20 protein-coding genes and 2 tRNA genes are annotated in these 19,286 nt (G+C 64.2%); 17 read left to right on the top strand and 5 right to left on the bottom strand.

Features of this window, described 5'->3' with window-relative positions; all coding sequences use genetic code 11:
- Window positions 1-149: 149 nt before the first annotated feature.
- Window positions 150-1,100 carry an AEC family transporter gene (locus LB520_RS01590; protein ID WP_224636189.1) on the bottom strand — a complete coding sequence of 317 codons (951 nt, stop codon included), beginning with the start codon at window positions 1,098-1,100 and terminating at the stop codon, window positions 150-152.
- Window positions 1,101-1,273: 173 nt separating this feature from the next.
- Here LB520_RS01590 and LB520_RS01585 point away from each other — a divergent pair, with 173 nt between their 5' ends.
- The gene (locus LB520_RS01585; RefSeq protein WP_224609313.1) at window positions 1,274-1,822 is read left to right on the top strand and encodes a histidine phosphatase family protein; all 549 of its coding nucleotides are present in this window, start codon (window positions 1,274-1,276) and stop codon (window positions 1,820-1,822) included.
- Between the two features lies 1 nt (window position 1,823).
- On the opposite strand, the gene LB520_RS01580 is transcribed toward LB520_RS01585, so the two are convergent.
- Both LB520_RS01580 and LB520_RS01575 read right to left on the bottom strand, forming a co-directional pair.
- On the bottom strand, window positions 1,824-2,288 hold the full coding sequence (locus LB520_RS01580) for a hypothetical protein (protein WP_224609310.1): 465 nt from the start codon (window positions 2,286-2,288) through the stop codon (window positions 1,824-1,826).
- Complete coding sequence (locus LB520_RS01575; RefSeq protein ID WP_224601798.1) at window positions 2,272-2,538, bottom strand: hypothetical protein; 267 nt, start codon at window positions 2,536-2,538, stop codon at window positions 2,272-2,274. The genes LB520_RS01580 and LB520_RS01575 overlap by 17 nt, the downstream gene beginning before the upstream one ends.
- Before the next feature lie 253 nt (window positions 2,539-2,791).
- On the opposite strand from LB520_RS01575, the gene LB520_RS01570 reads away from it, so the two are divergent.
- The 8 genes from LB520_RS01570 to LB520_RS01535 all read left to right on the top strand — a co-directional run bounded on the left by LB520_RS01570 (window position 2,792) and on the right by LB520_RS01535 (window position 9,617).
- Window positions 2,792-2,866: transfer RNA gene (locus LB520_RS01570), tRNA-OTHER, on the top strand.
- A 1-nt stretch (window position 2,867) separates the two neighbouring features.
- Window positions 2,868-2,933: transfer RNA gene (locus LB520_RS01565), tRNA-Thr, on the top strand.
- A gap of 360 nt (window positions 2,934-3,293) precedes the next feature.
- Window positions 3,294-4,436, top strand: a complete 1,143-nt coding sequence (locus tag LB520_RS01560) for a slipin family protein (RefSeq protein ID WP_224631752.1) — start codon at window positions 3,294-3,296, stop codon at window positions 4,434-4,436.
- A 229-nt stretch (window positions 4,437-4,665) separates the two neighbouring features.
- Window positions 4,666-4,947: an acyl carrier protein gene (locus tag LB520_RS01555; RefSeq protein ID WP_027167184.1), complete on the top strand. Its 282-nt coding sequence runs from the start codon at window positions 4,666-4,668 to the stop codon at window positions 4,945-4,947.
- A gap of 55 nt (window positions 4,948-5,002) precedes the next feature.
- Window positions 5,003-6,190 carry a beta-ketoacyl-ACP synthase gene (locus LB520_RS01550; protein ID WP_224636188.1) on the top strand — a complete coding sequence of 396 codons (1,188 nt, stop codon included), beginning with the start codon at window positions 5,003-5,005 and terminating at the stop codon, window positions 6,188-6,190.
- Window positions 6,191-6,267: 77 nt separating this feature from the next.
- Window positions 6,268-7,539: a beta-ketoacyl-ACP synthase gene (locus tag LB520_RS01545; protein ID WP_095764965.1), complete on the top strand. Its 1,272-nt coding sequence runs from the start codon at window positions 6,268-6,270 to the stop codon at window positions 7,537-7,539.
- 36 nt (window positions 7,540-7,575) lie between these two features.
- Window positions 7,576-8,604 carry a zinc-binding dehydrogenase gene (locus LB520_RS01540; protein WP_224636187.1) on the top strand — a complete coding sequence of 343 codons (1,029 nt, stop codon included), beginning with the start codon at window positions 7,576-7,578 and terminating at the stop codon, window positions 8,602-8,604.
- Between the two features lie 20 nt (window positions 8,605-8,624).
- Window positions 8,625-9,617: a lipid A biosynthesis lauroyl acyltransferase gene (locus tag LB520_RS01535; protein WP_224636186.1), complete on the top strand. Its 993-nt coding sequence runs from the start codon at window positions 8,625-8,627 to the stop codon at window positions 9,615-9,617.
- 22 nt (window positions 9,618-9,639) lie between these two features.
- On the opposite strand, the gene LB520_RS01530 is transcribed toward LB520_RS01535, so the two are convergent.
- Window positions 9,640-10,071, bottom strand: a complete 432-nt coding sequence (locus LB520_RS01530; RefSeq protein WP_224636185.1) for a L,D-transpeptidase — start codon at window positions 10,069-10,071, stop codon at window positions 9,640-9,642.
- Between the two features lie 259 nt (window positions 10,072-10,330).
- On the opposite strand from LB520_RS01530, the gene LB520_RS01525 reads away from it, so the two are divergent.
- From LB520_RS01525 to LB520_RS01505, 5 genes are all read left to right on the top strand, one after another.
- Window positions 10,331-11,608, top strand: a complete 1,278-nt coding sequence (locus tag LB520_RS01525) for an acetylornithine deacetylase/succinyl-diaminopimelate desuccinylase family protein (protein ID WP_224636184.1) — start codon at window positions 10,331-10,333, stop codon at window positions 11,606-11,608.
- A 117-nt stretch (window positions 11,609-11,725) separates the two neighbouring features.
- Window positions 11,726-13,207, top strand: coding sequence for an ABC transporter substrate-binding protein (locus LB520_RS01520; protein ID WP_224636183.1), 1,482 nt, complete (start codon window positions 11,726-11,728; stop codon window positions 13,205-13,207).
- 28 nt (window positions 13,208-13,235) lie between these two features.
- On the top strand, window positions 13,236-14,285 hold the full coding sequence (locus LB520_RS01515) for an ABC transporter permease (RefSeq protein ID WP_224636182.1): 1,050 nt from the start codon (window positions 13,236-13,238) through the stop codon (window positions 14,283-14,285).
- Window positions 14,282-15,151, top strand: coding sequence for an ABC transporter permease (locus tag LB520_RS01510; RefSeq protein WP_224625977.1), 870 nt, complete (start codon window positions 14,282-14,284; stop codon window positions 15,149-15,151). The genes LB520_RS01515 and LB520_RS01510 overlap by 4 nt, the downstream gene beginning before the upstream one ends.
- The gene (locus tag LB520_RS01505; protein ID WP_224636181.1) at window positions 15,148-16,770 is read left to right on the top strand and encodes an ABC transporter ATP-binding protein; all 1,623 of its coding nucleotides are present in this window, start codon (window positions 15,148-15,150) and stop codon (window positions 16,768-16,770) included. The genes LB520_RS01510 and LB520_RS01505 overlap by 4 nt, the downstream gene beginning before the upstream one ends.
- 1 nt (window position 16,771) lies before the next feature.
- On the opposite strand, the gene LB520_RS01500 is transcribed toward LB520_RS01505, so the two are convergent.
- A complete protein-coding gene (locus LB520_RS01500) occupies window positions 16,772-17,203 on the bottom strand; it encodes a TerB family tellurite resistance protein (protein ID WP_224636180.1) in 432 nt (143 codons plus the stop codon).
- A gap of 110 nt (window positions 17,204-17,313) precedes the next feature.
- Between LB520_RS01500 and LB520_RS01495 the strand changes: the two genes are divergently transcribed.
- From LB520_RS01495 to LB520_RS01485, 3 genes are all read left to right on the top strand, one after another.
- A complete protein-coding gene (locus LB520_RS01495; RefSeq protein ID WP_224636179.1) occupies window positions 17,314-18,099 on the top strand; it encodes a TSUP family transporter in 786 nt (261 codons plus the stop codon).
- Between the two features lie 53 nt (window positions 18,100-18,152).
- Window positions 18,153-18,323, top strand: coding sequence for a hypothetical protein (locus LB520_RS01490; RefSeq protein WP_224636178.1), 171 nt, complete (start codon window positions 18,153-18,155; stop codon window positions 18,321-18,323).
- Between the two features lie 84 nt (window positions 18,324-18,407).
- Window positions 18,408-19,241, top strand: coding sequence for a helix-turn-helix domain-containing protein (locus LB520_RS01485; RefSeq protein WP_224636177.1), 834 nt, complete (start codon window positions 18,408-18,410; stop codon window positions 19,239-19,241).
- Window positions 19,242-19,286 lie beyond the last annotated feature (45 nt).

The following is a 19,286-nucleotide window of genomic DNA, read 5'->3' as shown; positions in this document are numbered from 1 at the left end:
GCTGATCGGCCGTTTTTCTGGATATCCGTTGAAGCGTGCTTCAAGAGCCGCACGCCGGCGCATTGCTCTTACCTAGGGAAAGGCGGGCAAGCAATCACAAGATGGCATATAGGGGTTGGGCCAGCAAAAGCGAGCCGCCTTCAGCGGCTCTATCCGAAGACGTGGATCACCACCGTCAGCCAGAACGACGTGGTTACCACCGCGCTTGCGGTGGCAAGCGTCATCTGGTTCGAGGCCAGCGCCTGGCCGGTGTTGAACTGGACGGCGATCAGATAGGAGTTGATGCCCGAAGGGAGTGCCGCAACCACCACCGCGACCTTGGCCGTCAGCGGCGGCAGGCCGAGCAGCCAGACGAAGGCCAGCACCAGCGCCGGCATCGCGAACAGTTTCAGCACCGACAGCGCCAGCGCCGGCCTGATATTGCCGGAGATGCCGAAGCGGCGCAGGCTGAGCCCCATGGCGAACAGCGCCACCGGACCGGCCGTGTCCGCGAGCGTATTGACCAACCGTTCGACCAGGGCCGGCAGCGGCGCGCCGGTGAGGCGCCAGGCGAGCCCCACCAGGATGCCGATGATCAGCGGATTGAGGAACAGGCGCCTGAGGAAGTTTTTGACGACGCGCAGCGGATGCACCGTCTCGCCGCTGCCGCGCCCGAACATCTCGAACAGCACGATCGAGGCCATCATCATGATCGGCAGGTGGACCGAGACCAGCAGCGACAGCACCTCGAAGCCGCTGGCGCCGAATATGCCGAGGACGAAGGGCGCGCCGAGCAGCACGACATTGGAATAAGCCGAGGACACGCCGCCGACGATGCCCGCGCGTGCATCCCGCTTGAAAACGCGCGTCATCATCAGATGGCCCGTGGTCCAGGTGATGGCGGCGGCCGCAAAATAGGCGCCCCACAGCGACCAGGGTGTTACGCCATGGAAATCCGATTTGACCATGGTCCGGAAGAGCAGCAGTGGCATCGCCACGCTGACGGCGAATTCCGAAATGCCCTCCCCGCTCGCCGGCTTCAGATAGAAGGTGAGCCCGGCCAAATAGCCGAGCGCCACAAGGCTGAAGACGAAGAGGACGGTTTCGGTAAGCGGCGTCATTTCTTGGGCGGAGATATTTTTCCCGTGATAGGCGGGCCCTGACTGCGGTGCAATCGCACCGAACGGAACGGCGCTCCATTTGCTCTGCTGCCCCGGCGCTTGTCTTTCAGCCTGCTTTGCGGTCCCTATATGCCAATCACGACCTTGCCTTTGCGGGCTGCCATAGGACTCCGATGCTGCGACTTGCCCTGGCGCTCTTCCTGCTTGCCGTTCCCACCCTGGCCCACGCGACCGATGCGGGCTGGGCGTTGCTGCGCGACGGCGGCCATGTCGTTCTGCTTCGCCATGCCTTCGTCACCGGAGCTGCCGACCCGGCCAACTTCGACATCGGCAATTGCGCCACGCAGCTCAACCTGTCGGAGCGCGGCAAGCAGCAGGCAAGCCGCATCGGCGCGCTGTTCGCGGCGCGCTCGGCGCCGATCGATCACGTGCTCTCCAGCCGCTACTGCCGCTGCCTCGATACTGCCCGCATCGCTTTCGAATCCGAGCCGCAGCCTTTCGCGCCGCTCGATCTGCTCAAAACCGACCCGGCCGAAAAGGCCGCGCAAATGGCCGCGATCATGAAGGAGATCCGTGGCTATTCCGGCTCCGATAATCTGGTGCTGGTCACGCATGTGGAAAACATCGAGGCGCTCACCGGCGTAGCGCCGCGCGAGGGCGAGGCCGTGGTGGTGGCACCGGACGGTGATGGTCTCAAGGTGCTCGGCCGCGTGACTTTTTGAGTCAGGCCGGACTGGCCGCCCCATTCTTCGACAGCCAGGCGTTGATGCCGATCTTCCAGCTTTCGATCATATCGACGAAGGCGTCCTCCGTCAGCTCTGACAGATATGATTGTCCGGTCTCGCCCAGAGCCGTGAACGTATAGGCAATCGACGCCTGCGTGCTCTCGCCGCCGGTGTCTCGGCAGGTCACCTCGACAAATCCGAAACGCGATCCCGGCGTCACCCTTGCATAACGCACGCGATGCTCGCTAGGCTGCCAGTCGGTGCAGGCCCACAGCGTAGTCTCGTCGCCGTGGCTCGTCCGGAAGACCATCCCCTCCTGTGTTTCGCCGCCGCGCGGATGGAGGAATTCGGGATCCCAGCCCTCGACCCACAAGGTCTCTCCGATCGGCGTGAACAGGGGGAAGACGCGATCGATGGGGCCGGCAAGGTCGATGCTGTGGCAGCGCTCAAGATGGTTCGTCATTTGCTTTCTCCGTCGTTTCCACCAGCCGGTGGCTGTCGGCCGCGCCGAGTTCCAAGCCGTAGATGCGCTTCAACTGCCCGATCGTTTCGAGCGTCCCGGGCGAAAACGGCGTTTGCCCCTCGAAGGCATGCAGCACGATACCTTCGATCAGATCGCCAAGACTGATGTCTTGATGCTCGGCCAAAGCCTTGAGCACCTTCACCAGCCGCTTTTCCAGCCGCACACCGGTCTGCACACGTTCTATCGTCATGCGTTCGATGTACCATGGTACATTGGTACATTCAAGCCTGGGATGTGATCGGCGCCACTGTTGCCGAAACGGCACAGTCGCAAGAAGCCGCAAATCCGCCGCGACAATGCCGCTTGCGACAACCCGTCGCAGGGTCTATAGGCGCGCTCCCGGTCACGAAAACCGAAGCGAGCACAACGGTTGGAGCTTTCGTCTCCGCCCGCGCAGCCGGCTCTGCCGCGCTGTGTGCGGCGCCGTTTCGGGTGTTGGGATCGCCGATGTAGCTCAGAGGTTAGAGCGCCGGATTTAGGTCCGGAGGTCGAGGGTTCGAGTCCCTTCATCAGCACCACGGATAGCTCAGTTGGTAGAGCATCAGATTTGTCATCTGACTGTCGAAGGTTCGATTCCTTCTCCAACGGCCTGATAAGCCGACACCTTCAGGTGGTGTTATCCAAACGGTCCGGGGACCGGAATGCGAGGATTTCACGGACGGCAAGGCTTCGGCCACGCCGGGCGGTGACATTCTGCGCCATCGGCTCGCGGCCAGGTTCGCGGTGACGATCAAGGCGCGGCGCGGCCGGCAAAGGAAGCTTCGGCTTCCGGCGCCCGCTTCGCCGCCCCGCGATCCGCTCCCACGGGCCCGCCACGCGCCGATGCCACCGGTCCCCGGATCATTCGTGCCCAGGACAGTACGACGACGTGAAACGAGAAACGAAAGGATGATCGACGCATGACGTGACGCCTCACATGGGGCCATGCCCGACAGGAGTAAGACAATGAAGACCATTCTCGAAAAGGCTCTTGGACGCCAGCGCGTCCTGGTGAAGGAAAGTGAACGTGCCGTCACCCTCTACAAGGGTGAGATCCAGGCGATCCTGATGCCAGGCGAGCATTGGCTCGCCAACCGGCGCGGCAACCTGGAAATCTCCAGGCACGACCTGAAGAACCCGGAATTCGTTTCGGCTTACGAGAAGGCGTTGTTCGACAAGCTCCCGGATGTGGCCGCGCGTCACCTCACCGTCATCCGCACCGGGCGTACCGACGTCGCCGTCGTCGAGCGCGACGGCGCCTTGCATGCCGTGCTCAACCCGGATCGCAAGCTCGTGCTGTGGACGGATGCCGGCCCGTGGAAGGTCACGTCCGTCGACACGGCGGCCGATCTCGCCGTCGATCCGGCCTTGATGCGCCGGATCGGCCAGGCCCGGAAGACGGAACATGTGTTCCTCTATCCGGTCGTGGACGGCCAGGTCGGGTTGCTGTTCGTGGATGGCGTCTACACCCGCACGCTTGCCGCGGGTGTGCACGCCTTCTGGAATGTCGGGCGCATGGTCCAGGTGAAGGTTGTCGACGTCAAGCGCCAGTCGCTCGATGTTGCCGGGCAGGAAATGCTGACCAAGGATCGCGTGACGATCCGCGTCAACATCGCCGCCGAATACCGGGTCGTCGATCCGGTGACGGCGGTGAGCACGGTGAAGGACTTCTCCGAAGCCCTCTACCGCGCCCTGCAGTATGCCTTTCGCAAGACGCTTGGCGCGCTCACGCTCGACCAGATCCTCGACAAGAAGGTCACGGTCGACGAGGACGCGGCTGCCAAGGTGCGCGACGACATGGCCGTGATCGGCGTCGAGGTCAGCGATATCGCTCTCAAGGATGTGATCCTGCCGGGCGACATGCGCGAGATCCTCAACCAGGTGGTTTCGGCCGAGAAGCAGGCCGAGGCCAACGTCATCCGCCGCCGCGAGGAGACGAACGCTACCCGTTCGCTGCTCAACACGGCCAAGGTGATGGCCGAGAACCCGGTGATGCTGCGACTGAAGGAGCTCGAGGCTCTCGAAGCCATCGCCGGCAAGGTCGAGCGGCTCACCGTCCACAACGGGACGGGCGGGTTGCTCAACGACCTGGTCAAGCTCCGCGACTGATGCATGTCGCCCAAAGTGGTTCCGGCTTTGGGAAGACGGCATGCGAAACAAAAGCTGACGCCGCGTCAAATGGGAGGGGCCGCCGGGCAGGCGGCGGCCCCTCTTGCGCTCCCAAAGCCCACACCCCATCTGCCCCGGCGCGTCAGGCCTTTTCCTGCCGGGAAAAACCGATTAGACAGCGCCCAAACAAGATGCGGACAGATTCCGCCCGCAACCGAAGGAAGAGCCCTTGTCCACCACGTTCGAGAAAGTCGCCAAGATCATTGCCGACACCAGCGAGATCGATATCGACACCATCACGCCCGAGAGCCACACGATCGACGATCTCGGCATCGACAGCCTCGATTTCCTCGACATCGTCTTTGCCATCGACAAGGAATTCGGCATCAAGGTGCCGCTCGAGAAGTGGACGCAGGAGGTCAATGACGGCAAGGCCTCGACCGACGACTACTTCGTCATGAAGAACCTGTGCGCCAAGATCGACGCGCTGGTCGCGGCCAAGGCCGCCTGAGCCGGCTCGGGCGCGGTCTTGACGCGCCCCGCCAGCTGACCCACAACAGCCGCCCATGAGTTCTCACGACGTCGTCATCACCGGCATCGGCCTTGTCTCTTCGCTTGGAGAGGGCCCTGATGCGCATTGGCAGAAGCTCACCCGACCGGGCCTTGAGCCGGTGCTCGAGGCAGAGCGCTTCGCGCCCTACACCATCCATCCCCTGCCCGAGATCGACTGGAACCTGCAGATCGCCAAGCGCGGCGACCAGCGTCAGATGGAAACCTGGCAGCGTCTCGGCACCTACACCGCCGGCCTGGCGCTCGACGACGCCGGCATCAAAGGCAATGACGAGCTTTGCGCCACGATGGACATGGTCGTGGCGGCCGGCGGCGGCGAGCGCGACGAAGCCGTCGATGCCGCAATCCTTGCAGCCTCCGAAAGCCGCAACGACCGCGACGTGCTGCTCAACGAGAAGCTGACGACGGAACTGCGGCCGACTTTGTTCCTGGCCCAGCTCTCCAACCTGCTCGCCGGCAACATCTCGATCGTCCACAAGGTCACCGGTTCGTCGCGCACCTTCATGGGCGAGGAAGGCGCCGGCGTCTCGGCCGTCGAGACGGCGGCCGCGCGCATCCGCTCGGGACAGTCGACCCATGTTCTGGTCGGCGGCGCCTTCCAGACCGAGCATTCCGACATGCTGCTCGGCTACGAGCTTGCCGGCTACCTGCATCGCGGACCGTGGAAACCGGTCTGGCAACGCCAGGGCTCAGAAGGCGGCGGTGTGGTGACGGGCTCCGGCGGCGCCTTCCTGGTGCTCGAGCAGCGCGAGCACGCAAAAAGCCGCGGCCGCAAGATATACGCCGAGCTTGGCCATGTCGTCTCCGGCCGCGCCAGGCGCCGGCGCGGTGAGCTGAATGCCGAAATCGCGGCGCTGCTGGAGCAGGCCGACCTTCCCGACGGCGATCTGCTCACGATTTCCGCTGCCTCCGGCGCCCACGCCGCGACGGCGGCCGAAAAGGCCGTTCTCGATGCCAACCCGGCTTTGGCCGTGCGCGCCTTCTCGACGCTGACCGGCCATATGAAGGAGGCTCAATTCCCCTTTGCGGTTGCGCTCGCGGCAATGGCCGTCGATCGCGGAGCCGGTTATCCTGCCTTCGATGCCACGGTGGAGCGCCCATTCGAAGGCGCCCCCAATTCCGTCCTTGCAACCGCGATCGGCTATCACCAATTCGAGGGCCTGGGGCTGGTTAAAGCCGCTTAGATCGGTTTTTCGCAATTCCGGGCGGAAAACAGCTACACACCTTTCCTGGAATTGCTCGATAACGAGGCAGACAAAGCATGGCCAATCTTCGCGACCACATGGGCAGGCCTATCGTCGCCGTTACCGGTATCGGCGTGGTGACCTCGCTCGGCGTCGGCAAGGCCGACAATTGGGCGGCGCTGACCTCGGGCAGATCCGGCATCCATCCGATTACCCGCTTTCCGGTCGACCACCTCAACACCCGCATTTCCGGCATGGTCGACTTCCTGCCGTCGAGCTCGAAGGGCGCCAGCCACCTCACCTACGAACTAGCCGAGACGGCGGCCCAGGAGGCCGTCTCGGAAGCTGGTTTGGAGTCCGGCGATTTCGGCGGCCCGCTGTTCCTGGCCTCACCGCCGGTCGAGCTCGACTGGATCGACCGCTTCTCGCTCTATAATTCCGACAAGCAGGACGCCGGTGCCGAAAGGTTGCTGCGCGTGGCGCGCGGATTGAAGGAGCTGGATGTCTTCGAGACCACGCAGTTCGGCTCGATCGCCGATCGCCTGGCCGACCGCTTCGGCACGCGTGGCCTGCCGATCACCCTGTCGACCGCCTGCGCCTCGGGCGCCACCGCCATCCAGCTCGGGGTCGAGGCGATCCGGCGCGGCGAGTGCGACAAGGCGCTGTCGATCGGCGCCGACGGCTCGGCCACCGCCGAAGCGCTGATCCGCTTCTCGCTGCTCTCGGCCCTTTCCACTCACAATGATATCCCCGAAAAGGCCTCAAAGCCCTTCTCCAAGGACCGCGACGGCTTCGTGCTGGCTGAAGGCTCCGGCGCGCTGGTGCTGGAATCGCTGGAAGGCGCCCTTGCGCGCGGCGCAACGATCCTCGGCATCATGCGCGGCTGCGGCGAGAAGGCCGACGATTTTCACCGCACCCGCTCCAAGCCCGACGGCTCACCGGCGATCGCGGCGGTGCGCGCCGCTCTTGCCGATGCGGGCCTTGGCGAAGACGAGATCGACTACGTCAACGCGCACGGCACCTCGACGCCCGAAAACGACAAGATGGAGCACCTGTCGCTGTCCACAGTCTTCGGCGAGCGCATCGGCTCGATGCCGATCTCGTCTAACAAGTCGATGATCGGCCACACCCTGTCGGCCGCCGGCGCGGTGGAGGCCGCCTTCTCGCTGATGACCATGCGCGAAAGCGTCATCCCGCCGACGATCAATTACGATAATCCCGATCCGGCCATCGTGCTCGACGTCGTGCCGAACAAGAAGCGCAACGCCGAAGTGGGCACGGTTTTGTCGAATTCCTTCGGCTTCGGCGGCCAGAACACCTGCCTTGTCATGGCGCGGGAACCGGTCTAAGCGGACTTTTCCGCTCTTACAGACCCGACAGGCCACATGCGCGCATTGCAACTTATCGAGGACCGCCGCCTTGAAACGGTGGACCTGCCGCCTCCCCCGCCGCCTTCGCTGGGCGAAGTGACGCTCCGCATCAAGGCGGTGGCGCTCAACCATATCGACGTCTGGGGCTGGCGCGGCATGGCGTTTGCCAAGCGCAAGCTGCCGCTGGTCGTCGGCGCCGAGGCCGCCGGCGAGGTCGAGGCGGTCGGCCCCGGCGTCTCCAACCTGCTGCCGGGACAATTGGTGTCGATCTACGGCGCGCGCACCTGCGGGCTTTGCCGCGCCTGCCGCGAAGGCCGCGACAATCTCTGCGAGCATGTTTCCGGCGTCCATGGCTTCCATCTCGACGGCTTTGCCCAGGAAAAGATCAACCTGCCGGCGCGTCTTCTGGTGCCTGCGCCTCCCGGCGTCACCGAGACCGGCGCGGCGGTCGCTCCGGTCACTTTCGGCACGGTCGAGCACATGCTGTTCGACAACGCCAGGCTGGAACCGGGCGAAACCGTCCTCGTCCATGCCGGCGGCTCCGGCATCGGCTCCGCTGCCATCCAGCTCGCAAAGAAGATGGGCTGCACTGTCATCACCACGGTCGGCTCGAACGACAAGATCGACAAGGCCACGGCGCTTGGCGCCGACCATGTCATCAACTACCGCGAGGACCGTTTCGAAGGCGTCGTGCGCAAGCTGACCAGGAAGAAGGGTGTCGATGTGGTGTTCGAGCATGTCGGCGCCGATACCTTCGCGGGCTCGATGCTGTGCTTGAAGCGCGGCGGTCGCCTCGTCACCTGCGGCTCGACCTCGGGCGTGTCGACGCAGGTCAACCTGATGCAGCTCTTCCAGCAGCAGCTGAAGCTGCTCGGCTCCTTCGGCTGCCGCATGGAGAACATGGCCAATGCCATGCAGAAGATGGCGGCCGGCCTCGTTGCCCCGGTCATCGATACCGAAGTCGGCTTCGACGACATCGACGCCGCGCTGAAGCGCATGGAAGGCCGCGACGTCTTCGGCAAGATCATCCTGCGCGTTTCCTAAAGCAGTTCCAGGAAAGGCGGATGGTCGGCACGGTGTTCAGGAAAGCCCGCCGGGACTTGATGTTCCGCTACGGGCGGCGGCTGCGCCAGTTGGAGCACTGGCTGGTCGCCAAGCTTGCTATCGTCTTGCTCTCGCTGCTGCGGCTTCTGCCGCCGGACAGCGCGCTCAACTTCGCCGACCGCGTCGCCCGCCGCATCGGCCCGATGGTCGGGCGCCACCGCGTTGCGGTCAACAATCTGCGCCTTGCCTATCCGCAAAAGAGCGACGCCGAGATCGAAGCCATCGCGCGCGACATGTGGGGCAACATGGCCCGCCTCGCGGCCGAATACATCTTCCTCGACGCGCTGTTCGACTTCGATCCGAACGCTTCGAAGCCGGGCCGGGTCGAGGTAGGCGGCGTCGAGCATTTCCACGAGATCGCCGGCGAGAAGAAGCCGCATATCCTGTTCACCGGCCATCTCGGCAATTTCGAGCTGCTGCCGGTGGCCGCGGCCACCTTCGGCATGAACATCACGGCGCTGTTTCGCCCGCCGAACAATCCCTATCTTGCCGACTACATCCACTCGACGCGCCGCTCCTCGATGGGCGCCCTGCTGCCCTCCGCCGCCGGCGCGTCCTTCGCCCTTGCCGCCATCCTCGAAAAGGGCGGCAATATCGGCGTGCTTGTCGATCAGAAATTCTCGGGCGGCGTAGACACGACCTTCTTCGGCCGCCCATGCCAGAGCAACCCGATGCTCGGCATGCTGGCCCGCCACTATGACTGCGATGTCTATCCCGCCCGCTGCGTCAGGCTGCCGGGCAACCGCTTCCGCCTGGAAATCGAGGACAGATTGACCTTGCCGCGCACCGAAGGCGGTAGCGTCGACGTCAGCGCCACCACCCAGCTGCTCACCGATGTGGTCGAGCGCTGGGTGCGTGAGGACCCCGGCCAGTGGATGTGGTTCCACAAGCGCTGGGAAATCAGCGGCCGCCGCCGCAAGCGCGGACAGTCGAAGGCGACAGTCGGCCTGTAACCGGTCGGCCCGCCGACCAGGCTCAGTTGGTGACGACGATCCGCGTGTTGCCGTAACCGACTTCCTTGACCATCGAATAGAAGGTCGCGGCGTTGGACGGATGCAGGCGCACGCAGCCATGCGAGGCCGGGCGCCCGAGATTTCTTACCGACCCGGTGCCGTGAATGGCGTATCCGCCGTGGAAGAACACCGAATAGGGCATCGGCGAGTTGTCATATTTGCGCGAATACCACATCCGGGCGGTCCATTGCGGCCGGTAGCTGCCGCGCGGCGTGAAGTAGCCCTTGCGCGCGGTCGACACGCTCCAGCGATAAACCACCTGGCCGTATTTGCTGACGGTCATGGTCTGTGACGAGACGTCGATATTGGCGACCAGCGTGGCCGCCCGGCTTGCGATGGACATGCCGAACAACGCGGTTGCCAGCACGGTTGCCGTGAGAACGAACTTCTTCATGCGATCAAACCCCTTTGATTGCCCCCTGCCATCCACGCGGTTTTCCATCTTTTTGCCGGCAGGTGCGTTAAGTACCACACACTCATTGACGAAACCGCCAATCCAATGCGGTGAATTTGAATGATTTCCCGGTATAGTTGCCGCTGCGACACGCACCCTCTGGGGTTTAGGCGGGGGCGTTGGGCCATGCCTGGATCGTCGTGTGGCAATGAGTGACTGCTGCTTGCAAAAGTGCTGCGTTCCTTCTTCAATCCACCGCATGGACGAACAACTTCTCAAGGCGGTCGAGGACCGGGCCGACGACCTCGTTGCGCTGACCGCCGACCTGATCCGCTTCCCGACCGTCAACCCGCCAGGCGAGGCCTATCGGCCATGCGCCGAGTTTCTTGGCGCGCGCCTGAAGAAACGCGGCTTCGAAACCGAATTGATCCGTGCCGAGGGCGCCCCGGGCGACAGCGACCGCTACCCCCGCATCAATGTCGTCGCCCGCTTGGACGGCCGCTCGCCCGGCCCCTGCGTGCATTTCAACTCACATATCGACGTGGTCGAAGCTGGCGAAGGCTGGACCGTCGATCCCTTTGCCGGCGTGGTGAAGGACGGCAGGGTCTATGGCCGCGGCGCGTGCGACATGAAGGGCGGTCTGGCGGCCTCCGTCATTGCCGTCGAAGCCTTCATGGAAGCCTATCCCGATTTCCCCGGCGTCATCGAGATATCGGGCACGGCGGACGAGGAATCGGGCGGTTTCGGCGGCGTCGCCCATCTGGCGAGGCTCGGCTATTTCTCGAAGCCGAAAGTCGACCACGTCATCATCCCCGAGCCGCTGAACAAGGATCGCATCTGCCTTGGCCATCGGGGCGTGTGGTGGGCCGAGATCGAGACCAAGGGCGAGATCGCGCATGGCTCGATGCCTTTCCTCGGCGACAATGCGGTGCGCCATATGGGCGCCGTCCTGAAGGCCTTCGAGGACGAGCTGTTCCCGGCCCTCGACCGCAAGATGACGCGCATGCCGGTGGTGCCGGAAGGCGCCAGGCGCTCGACCATGAACATCAATTCCATTCATGGCGGCCAGACCGAGGATTTCCGGCCGGGGCTTCCCTCGCCCAACGTGCCCGATTGGTGCCGGCTCACCATCGACCGGCGTTTTCTGCTCGAAGAAGACATCGCCTCCGTCAAAGGCGAAGTCACCGGCATCCTCGAACGGCTGAAACGCGAGCGCGAGAAATTCGACTACGAGATCCGCGATCTGATGGAGGTGCTGCCGCTGATGACGGAGCGCGACGCGCCGGTGGTGAAGGCCGTCGCGAAGGGCATCATGGAGGTGTTCGACCGCGAACCGGATTATGTGATCTCGCCCGGTACCTACGACCAGAAGCATGTCGCGCGCATCGGCCACCTCTATGACTGTATCGCTTATGGCCCGGGCATCCTCGACCTCGCCCACCGGCCGGACGAATGGGTCGGCATCGCCGACATGGTGGAATCGGCCAAGGTGATGGCTATCGGCCTCAATGTGCTCTTGCGCGGTGCAACCGGCTGATCCGGAAAAACATTCCGCCTGGCGCCGCCCGGCAGCACGAAACGCAATTTACTCGCAGGCCAAATCACGCTTCTATCCGCCAGCTTGAGCGCATTTTGAGCAAATGGGAGTTCAGCGATGAAATTGTGGAAGACCATCCTGGCCGCGGCTACCCTGTCGCTTGCCGCCGCCACGTCGGGCTTTGCCGCACGCACCGACCTCACGCTCGGCATCGTGCTCGAGCCGCCGCATCTCGATCCGACCGCCGGCGCGGCCGCGGCCATCGGCGAAGTCACCTATGCCAATGTCTTTGAAGGGCTGACGCGCATCGACGACAAAGGCCAGGTTCAGCCCGCCCTCGCCGAGAGCTGGGCCGTCTCCGACGACGGCAAGGTCTACACGTTCAAGCTGCATTCCGGCGTGAAGTTCCACGATGGCTCGGCCTTCGGCGCCGCCGACGTGAAATTCTCGCTGGACCGGGCGCGCGCCAAGGATTCGCTCAATCCGCAAAAGCCGCTCTTTGCGCATATCACCGATGTCACAGCGGTCGATCCGGCAACGGTCAAGGTCACGCTCGACGGTCAGCAGGGCGATTTCCTCTATGACATGGGCCAGGTTGCGGCGGTGATCGTGGCGAAGGCATCGGCCGACGGCAACAAGGACAAGCCGATCGGTACCGGTCCGTTCAAGTTGGATCATTGGGCCAAGGGTTCCGAGATCACGCTGGTCAAGAATCCGGACTACTGGGGTACGCCCGCTGCGCTCGACAAGGCGACATTCCGTATCGTGCCAGACGCGGCCGCGGCTGTTCCTGCATTGCTCTCGGGCGACATCCAGGCTTTCGCCAACATGCCCGCACAAGACGCGCTCGAGCAACTTCAGTCCGATCCGCGCTTCAGCGTCGTGATCGGCTCGACCGAGGGCGAGACGATCCTGTCGATCAACAACAAGAAGCCGCCCTTCGACAAGCTCGCGGTGCGGCAGGCGCTCGCCTCCGCAATCGATCGCAGCGCCATCATCGCCACGGCCTCGAACGGTCTTGGAAAGCCGATCGGCTCTCATTTTTCGCCAGGCGACGCGGGCTATGTCGATCTCACTGGCGTCTATCCGCACGACATCGCTAAGGCCAAGGAGTATCTGAAGGAGGCGGGGCTGGAGAACGGCTTTTCGGCCACGATCAAGCTGCCTCCCGTACCCTACGCACGCGACGGCGGCCAGGTGATTCAGTCCCAACTGAAGGAGATCGGGGTCAATCTGCAGATCATTCCGGTCGAATGGGCGGAGTGGCTGAGCCAGGTCTTCACCAACAAGGACTACGACCTGACGATTGTGTCCCATGTCGAGCCAAACGACATCGATATCTATTCGCGGCCCGGCTACTATTTCCAGTATGACAATCCGAAGTTCAACGATGTCATCAAGGAGCTCGGCACCACGGTCGACAAGGACAAGCGGCTGGAGTTGCTGGGCGAGGCGCAGAAGATTCTCGCGCACGACGTGCCCGCCGTCTACCTGTTCGAGCTGCCCAAGATTGGCGTCTGGGATGCCAAGCTGCAGGGCATGTGGACGAACTGGCCGATCGAGGCTGACGATCTGACCAAGGTGAACTGGACGGATTGAGGCCGGCGCGATCGCCCGATCGCCTCCCATGACCGCCTATCTCCTGAAACGCATCATCATCGCCGCCCTCACCCTGGTGCTGGCCTCGATCGTGGTGTTCGCGGTCATGGAGATCCTGCCCGGCGACCCGGCGCGCCTGATGCTGGGCCTCAATGCCAGCGCCGATCAGGTCGAGGTGCTGCGCAACCAGATGGGGCTGAACGCGCCACTGGTGCTGCGCTATCTCCACTGGGCGGCAGGCTTGCTCAGCCTCGATTTCGGCCGCTCCTACACCTATTCGGTGCCCGTCATCGACCTGGTGCGCGAACGCGTCGTCGTCTCCCTGCCGCTGGCGCTGATCGCTCTGGCGCTCTCGACCATCATCGCCATTCCGGTCGGCGTGTTCTCCGCCAGCCGCCAGGGCCGCGCTGGCGACACGCTCGCCATGGGCGCCGCCCAGCTCGGCGTCGCCGTGCCGAATTTCTGGTTCGCGCTGATGCTGATCTATCTGTTTGCCGTATGGCTGCATCTGGTGCCGGCCGGCGGTTTCCCCGGCTGGAGCGCCGGCATCTGGACGGCGCTGAAATCGCTGTTCCTGCCCGCCATCGCGCTCGCGCTGCCGCAGGCGGCGATCCTCGGACGCGTCGCCCGCTCGGCGCTGATCGAGGTGCTCAACGAGGACTATATCCGCACCGCGCGCGCCAAGGGCCTGCCCTACCGCGCTGTGCTCTGGCGCCACGCGTTGCGCAACGCCATGATCCCGGTGCTCACCATCCTCGGCCTGCAATTCGCCTTCCTGCTTGCGAGCACCATCATCATCGAGAATGTCTTCTACCTGCCAGGCCTCGGCCGATTGATCTTCCAGGCGATCACCCAGCGCGACCTGATCGTGGTCGAGAGCATCGTCATGCTGCTGGTCGCCGCAGTGATCCTCATCAACCTCCTTGTCGATTTCTCCTACGCCCTCGTCGACCCGCGCCTAAGAGCAATTCCAGGAAAAGTGCGTAGCGGTTTTCCGTCCGGAATTGCGCCAAAACAAATACTGAGAGCGGTTCAGCGATTCCGCGAAACGCGGAACCGCTCGAGAGGCCGGCAATGACCATGCGCGTCGACCTGCCCGAGGAAACGCTTGCCGGCGTGCTGGCCAAGGCCTTCGGCAACCGCTCCTTCCTGATCGGCTTGATCATCACGCTGCTGGTTGTGGCCGTCGCGCTCCTCTCCTTTGCCTGGACGCCTTACGACGTCACCAGGCTGGTGATCGCCGACAAGACGCAGGCGCCCTCCTGGGCGCACTGGTTCGGCACCGACCATTTCGGCCGCGACATCCTGTCGATGATCATGGTCGGCGCCCGCAACTCGATTGCGGTGGCGTTGGTCGCGGTCGGCATCGGCATGGGCATCGGCGTGCCGCTCGGCGCCGTCGCCGCGGCGCGCGGCGGATTGATCGACGAGGCGCTGATGCGCCTCAACGACCTGGTCTTTGCCTTTCCGGCGCTGCTTTCGGCAATCATGATCACCGCGATCTTCGGCCCGGGCGCCGTCAACGCCATCATCGCCATCGGCATCTTCAATATCCCTGTCTTCGCGCGTGTCGCCCGCGCGGGCGCGCTGGCCATCTGGCCCCGCGAATTCATCCTTGCCGCGCGCGCCGCCGGCAAGGGCATGACACAGATCACCGTCGAGCACATCCTGCCCAACATCGCGACGCTGCTGCTGGTCCAGGGCACGATCCAGTTCGCGCTGGGCATCCTCGCCGAAGCCGGGCTTTCCTATGTCGGCCTCGGCGCCCAGCCGCCGATGCCGAGCTGGGGCCGCATGCTGTTTGACGCGCAGACGCGCATGGTGACCGCGCCCTGGATGGCGATCTTCCCCGGCATGGCGATCGTGATCACCGTGCTTGGGCTGAACCTGCTCGGCGACGGCATTGCCGACATCCTCGATCCGAAATCGCGGCGGCGTAGATGAACCTGCTCGAGATCGAAAACCTGTCGCTTTCGATCGGCGATACGCCGATCCTGAAAGGCGTCGAGCTGACAATCGCACCGGGCGAGGTCGTCGGCCTGGTCGGAGAATCCGGCTCCGGCAAATCGATGACGGCGTTGACCATCATGCAGTTGCTGCCGCATCTGGCCCGCGCTGACGGCCGCGTCGCCTTCGACGGCATCGACATCCTCGCTGCCACCGAGGACCAGATGTGCGCCTTGCGCGGCGACGATATCGGCATGGTCTTCCAGGAGCCGATGACGGCGCTCAACCCGGTCAAGACGATCGGCGAACAGGTCGCCGAAGGCATCCGCTGGCACACCAAAGCGAGCCGCGCCGAGGCCGAGGAGCGCGCGCGAAAAATCCTCGACCGCGTCGGCCTGCCCGAGGCCAAATTCCCGCTGTCGCGCTACCCGCACGAACTGTCCGGCGGCCAGCGCCAGCGCGTCGTCATCGCCATCGCCTGCGCGCTGAAACCGAAGCTGCTGATCGCCGACGAGCCGACGACGGCGCTCGACGTGGTGCTGCAGGCGCAGATTCTTGATCTTTTGCGCGACCTGGTCAGCGAGAACCGCATGGGGTTGCTGCTCATCTCGCACGACCTCGCCGTGGTGACCGAGATGGCCGATCGCCTGATCATCCTGCGCAACGGCGAAGTGATGGAAGCCGGCGACACCGCCCGGACCTTGTCGGAGCAACAGCATCCCTACACGCGCGAGCTGGCGCTGGCCTCCACGCACGTGCCGGCGCGCCCGAAACCGCACCTTGCCGGATCGGCAAAACCCTTGCTCGAAGTCCAGGGCGTCGGCCGGGACTATCCGGGGCGGCGCAAATCGCTATTCCGGCCGGCACAACCGATCCGCGCCGTCGACGATGTCTCGCTCACCATCGAGCCCGCGCAATCGGTGGCGCTCGTCGGCCGCTCGGGCTGCGGCAAGTCTACGCTTGCCCGCATGATCCTCGCCTTGGACAAGCCGACGGCGGGCACGATCCGCTTTCGCGGCGAGCCCATCACCGGCAAGCCGGAGTCGACACTGAAGCCGGCCCGGCGCGATATGCAAGTCGTGTTCCAGGATCCTTACGGCTCTTTCGACCCACGCCAGAAGGTCGAGAAGCTGGTGGCCGAGCCGCTGCATCTTCTGGAAAAGCCGCCGGCAAAGGCCGAGCGCCGCGAGATGGTCGCGCATGCGCTGCAGGAAGTCGGCCTTAGCCAGCGCGACATGGACAAATACCCGCATGAATTCTCCGGCGGCCAACGCCAGCGCCTGTCGATCGCCCGCGCCATCATCACCCGTCCGAAGCTGGTGGTGGCCGACGAGCCGGTATCGGCGCTGGACGTCTCGATCCGCGCCCAGATCCTTGACCTTTTCGCCGAGCTCAACCAGAAGCTCGGCATCGCCTATCTCTTCATCACCCATGACCTGACGGTCGCCCGCGCCATGGCGGACGAGGTGCTGGTTATGCATGAAGGCAAGATCGTCGAACGCGGCCGGGCGGCCGAGGTGCTCGACCATCCGCGCTCAGAGGCGGCGCAGGCGCTGGTCGCGGCGGCACCCGACCTTCACCGCGCGATCGCGCGCAAAATGCAGGAACAGGGGTAGTTCAGCTCTCCGGCTTCACCAAATCGACGGGGCTGATGTCGAGCAGGTCGAGCGTGCGACGCAGAAGCTTCACCTCGCTCTCCGCCAGCTTGGAATCGGCCTTGGCGATGTCGGCCATGTGGCGCGCAAGCAGCTTTCGGCGCTCGACATCGAGGTCGCGGAACAGCGCGATCGCCTGCGAGCCGTTGGTCTCGTAGCCATAATCGTTGAGATATTCGATGACACTGTCGATGCTGGCCTCCGGAATGCCGAAGGCTTCCTTGCAGATATGCCGGAAGACGACCATCTCGCTCTCCGAGACCGAGCCGTCGGCCAGGATCATGCGGAACAGCATCAGCAATTCCGCCGACAGCACAGGGTCGTCCGCCACCTTGCGCACACCCGGGTCACCGTCGAAGATCGAACGTATCTGGTCGAGCAGCGCCATCGCCACCAAGCTCCCTTTGCGAGTCTGATCTGATTGTTAGCTTGGAATCGCTCTTGCGCAAACGGGGCGAGCGTGATGGAAGCTGCGGCTCCCTCCCTCGCCTCACTCCCAGCCCGATGATCGACCTTACCCTGCAGTCCGTCTTCATACTCACTGCCGCCGCTTTTGCGGCGGGTTTTGTCGACTCGATCGCCGGCGGCGGCGGGCTGATCACCATCCCGGCGCTGCTGCTTGCCGGCTTTTCGCCGGTCGCAGCCCTTGGCACCAACAAATTGCAGGGCATGTTCGGGTCCGGCTCGGCTACCATCCACTACGCCGCCAAGGGTCAGGTCGACCTGCGTCGCCAGCTGCCGTCCGCCGCGCTGGCGCTTGCCGGCGGCGCGGTCGGGGCGCTTTTGGCGACCGTCGTGCCGGGCGATTTCCTGCGTGCCCTGCTGCCGCTGCTGCTGATCGCCATCGCGCTCTATTTCGCGCTGAAGCCGAACATGGGCGACGTCGACCGCGCCGAGCGGCTGTCGCCCTTCCTATTCGGACTGAGCGTCCCGCCGCTGATCGGCTTCTATGATGGGCTCTTCGGTCCGGGCGCCGGTTCCTTCTACATGCTCGCCTTCGTCACCCTTGCCGGCTACGGCGTGCTCAAGGCGACGGCGCACACCAAGCTGCTCAATTTCGCCTCCAACATTGGCGGCTTCGTCGTTTTCGCCGCCGTCGGCGTCATCGACTGGAAGATCGGCCTGATGATGGGCGTGGCGCAGTTCATCGGCGCGCGCGTCGGCGCAAGCCTGGCCATCCGGATCGGCGCGAAGCTGATCAAGCCGCTGCTGGTGACCGTGTGCGTGGCGCTCGCGATCAAGCTCTTGGCCGACCCCGCCAATCCTTTGCGCCAACTGGTTGGTGTGTGAGGCCTCCTCCTGTTAGAGTTCTGGTGTTGCGAATCATGTTGGAGGGACCAGACATGAATCTCAGTGCGCCCACCCAGATCGTGTTCATTATTTCGTTGGTTATCGCCGTCATCGGCCTTCTCGCCGCGCTTGGCGTTCTTGCATTCATTCCGCTTGCGTCCGTTTGGATCATGCTTATCGGCTACATCGTGCTCGCCGCCGGCTGTTTGATGCGCGGCACCTGAGCACAGCACTCTCAGGCAACTCGGAGCGCCCGGCCCTGCCGGGCGCTTTTGATTTTCGAAGGGGTGTTCTGCTAGGCTCGGATCATGTCCGACGAGCCAGAGCGCCATCGCCAGGATAATCGCTCTCCCGCCCTCCATTTCGAGATGGTGCGGCGCAAGCCCGCCGCCTCGCTTGCGGGCGTCGTCACGGATATCTGCGGCTATCGCGAGACCCGCCTCGGCCATTTCCGCATCGTCGAATATGCTTCGCTGACCGTGCCGCTGGTGATCAGCTTCGCCGAAGCCTTTGCCATTGGGCTCGGCCACAGCCCGGGCGACAATGACCGCTACGCCAGCTTCGCCGCCGGCCTCTATGCCGGGCCGGTCATGATCGAATCCTTCGGCGGCGCGTGCTGCGTCCAAGTTAACTTTACCCCGCTCGGAGCCAGGCAATTCTTCGGCCTGCCGATGAGCGAGCTGCGGGATCGCATGGTCGGGTTGGACGATGCGCTGGGCTTTGACGGCATCGCATTGCGCGAACGGCTCGGCGAGGCATCGGATTGGAACGCGCGCTTCGACATTGCCGAGGGATTCGTTACCAGCCGCCTTGTCGAGGCGAATGCGCTTTCACCGGAAATCGCCTGGGCCTATAGGGCAGTCATTGCGTCGGGCGGCCGCACCCGCATTTCGGCGCTCGCCGGCGAGATCGGCTGGAGCCGCAAGCATCTGGCGGCGAGATTCACCGACGCGATCGGCATCGGCCCGAAGACATTGTCGCGCATCGTGCGCTTCAATCGCGCGCTGTCCCTGTCGAAGCGGCAGGACAATGACTGGGCCGGCATCGCCGCCGATTGCGGCTACGCCGACCAGGCGCATCTGGTGCGCGAGTTCCGTCAGTTGGCCGGCGAAACGCCGACCGGTCTCGCGGCGTCGATGTAGGCCTGACCCGAGTAACATTTCTTCAAGACGCCGAGACCGCCTTTG

Origin of the sequence: Mesorhizobium sp. CA12 (assembly GCF_020165255.1) — a bacterium.
Lineage (GTDB): Bacteria > Pseudomonadota > Alphaproteobacteria > Rhizobiales > Rhizobiaceae > Mesorhizobium.
Note: the sequence above shows the minus strand (reverse complement) of the source record. Positions and strands in the feature narration are given on the sequence as shown.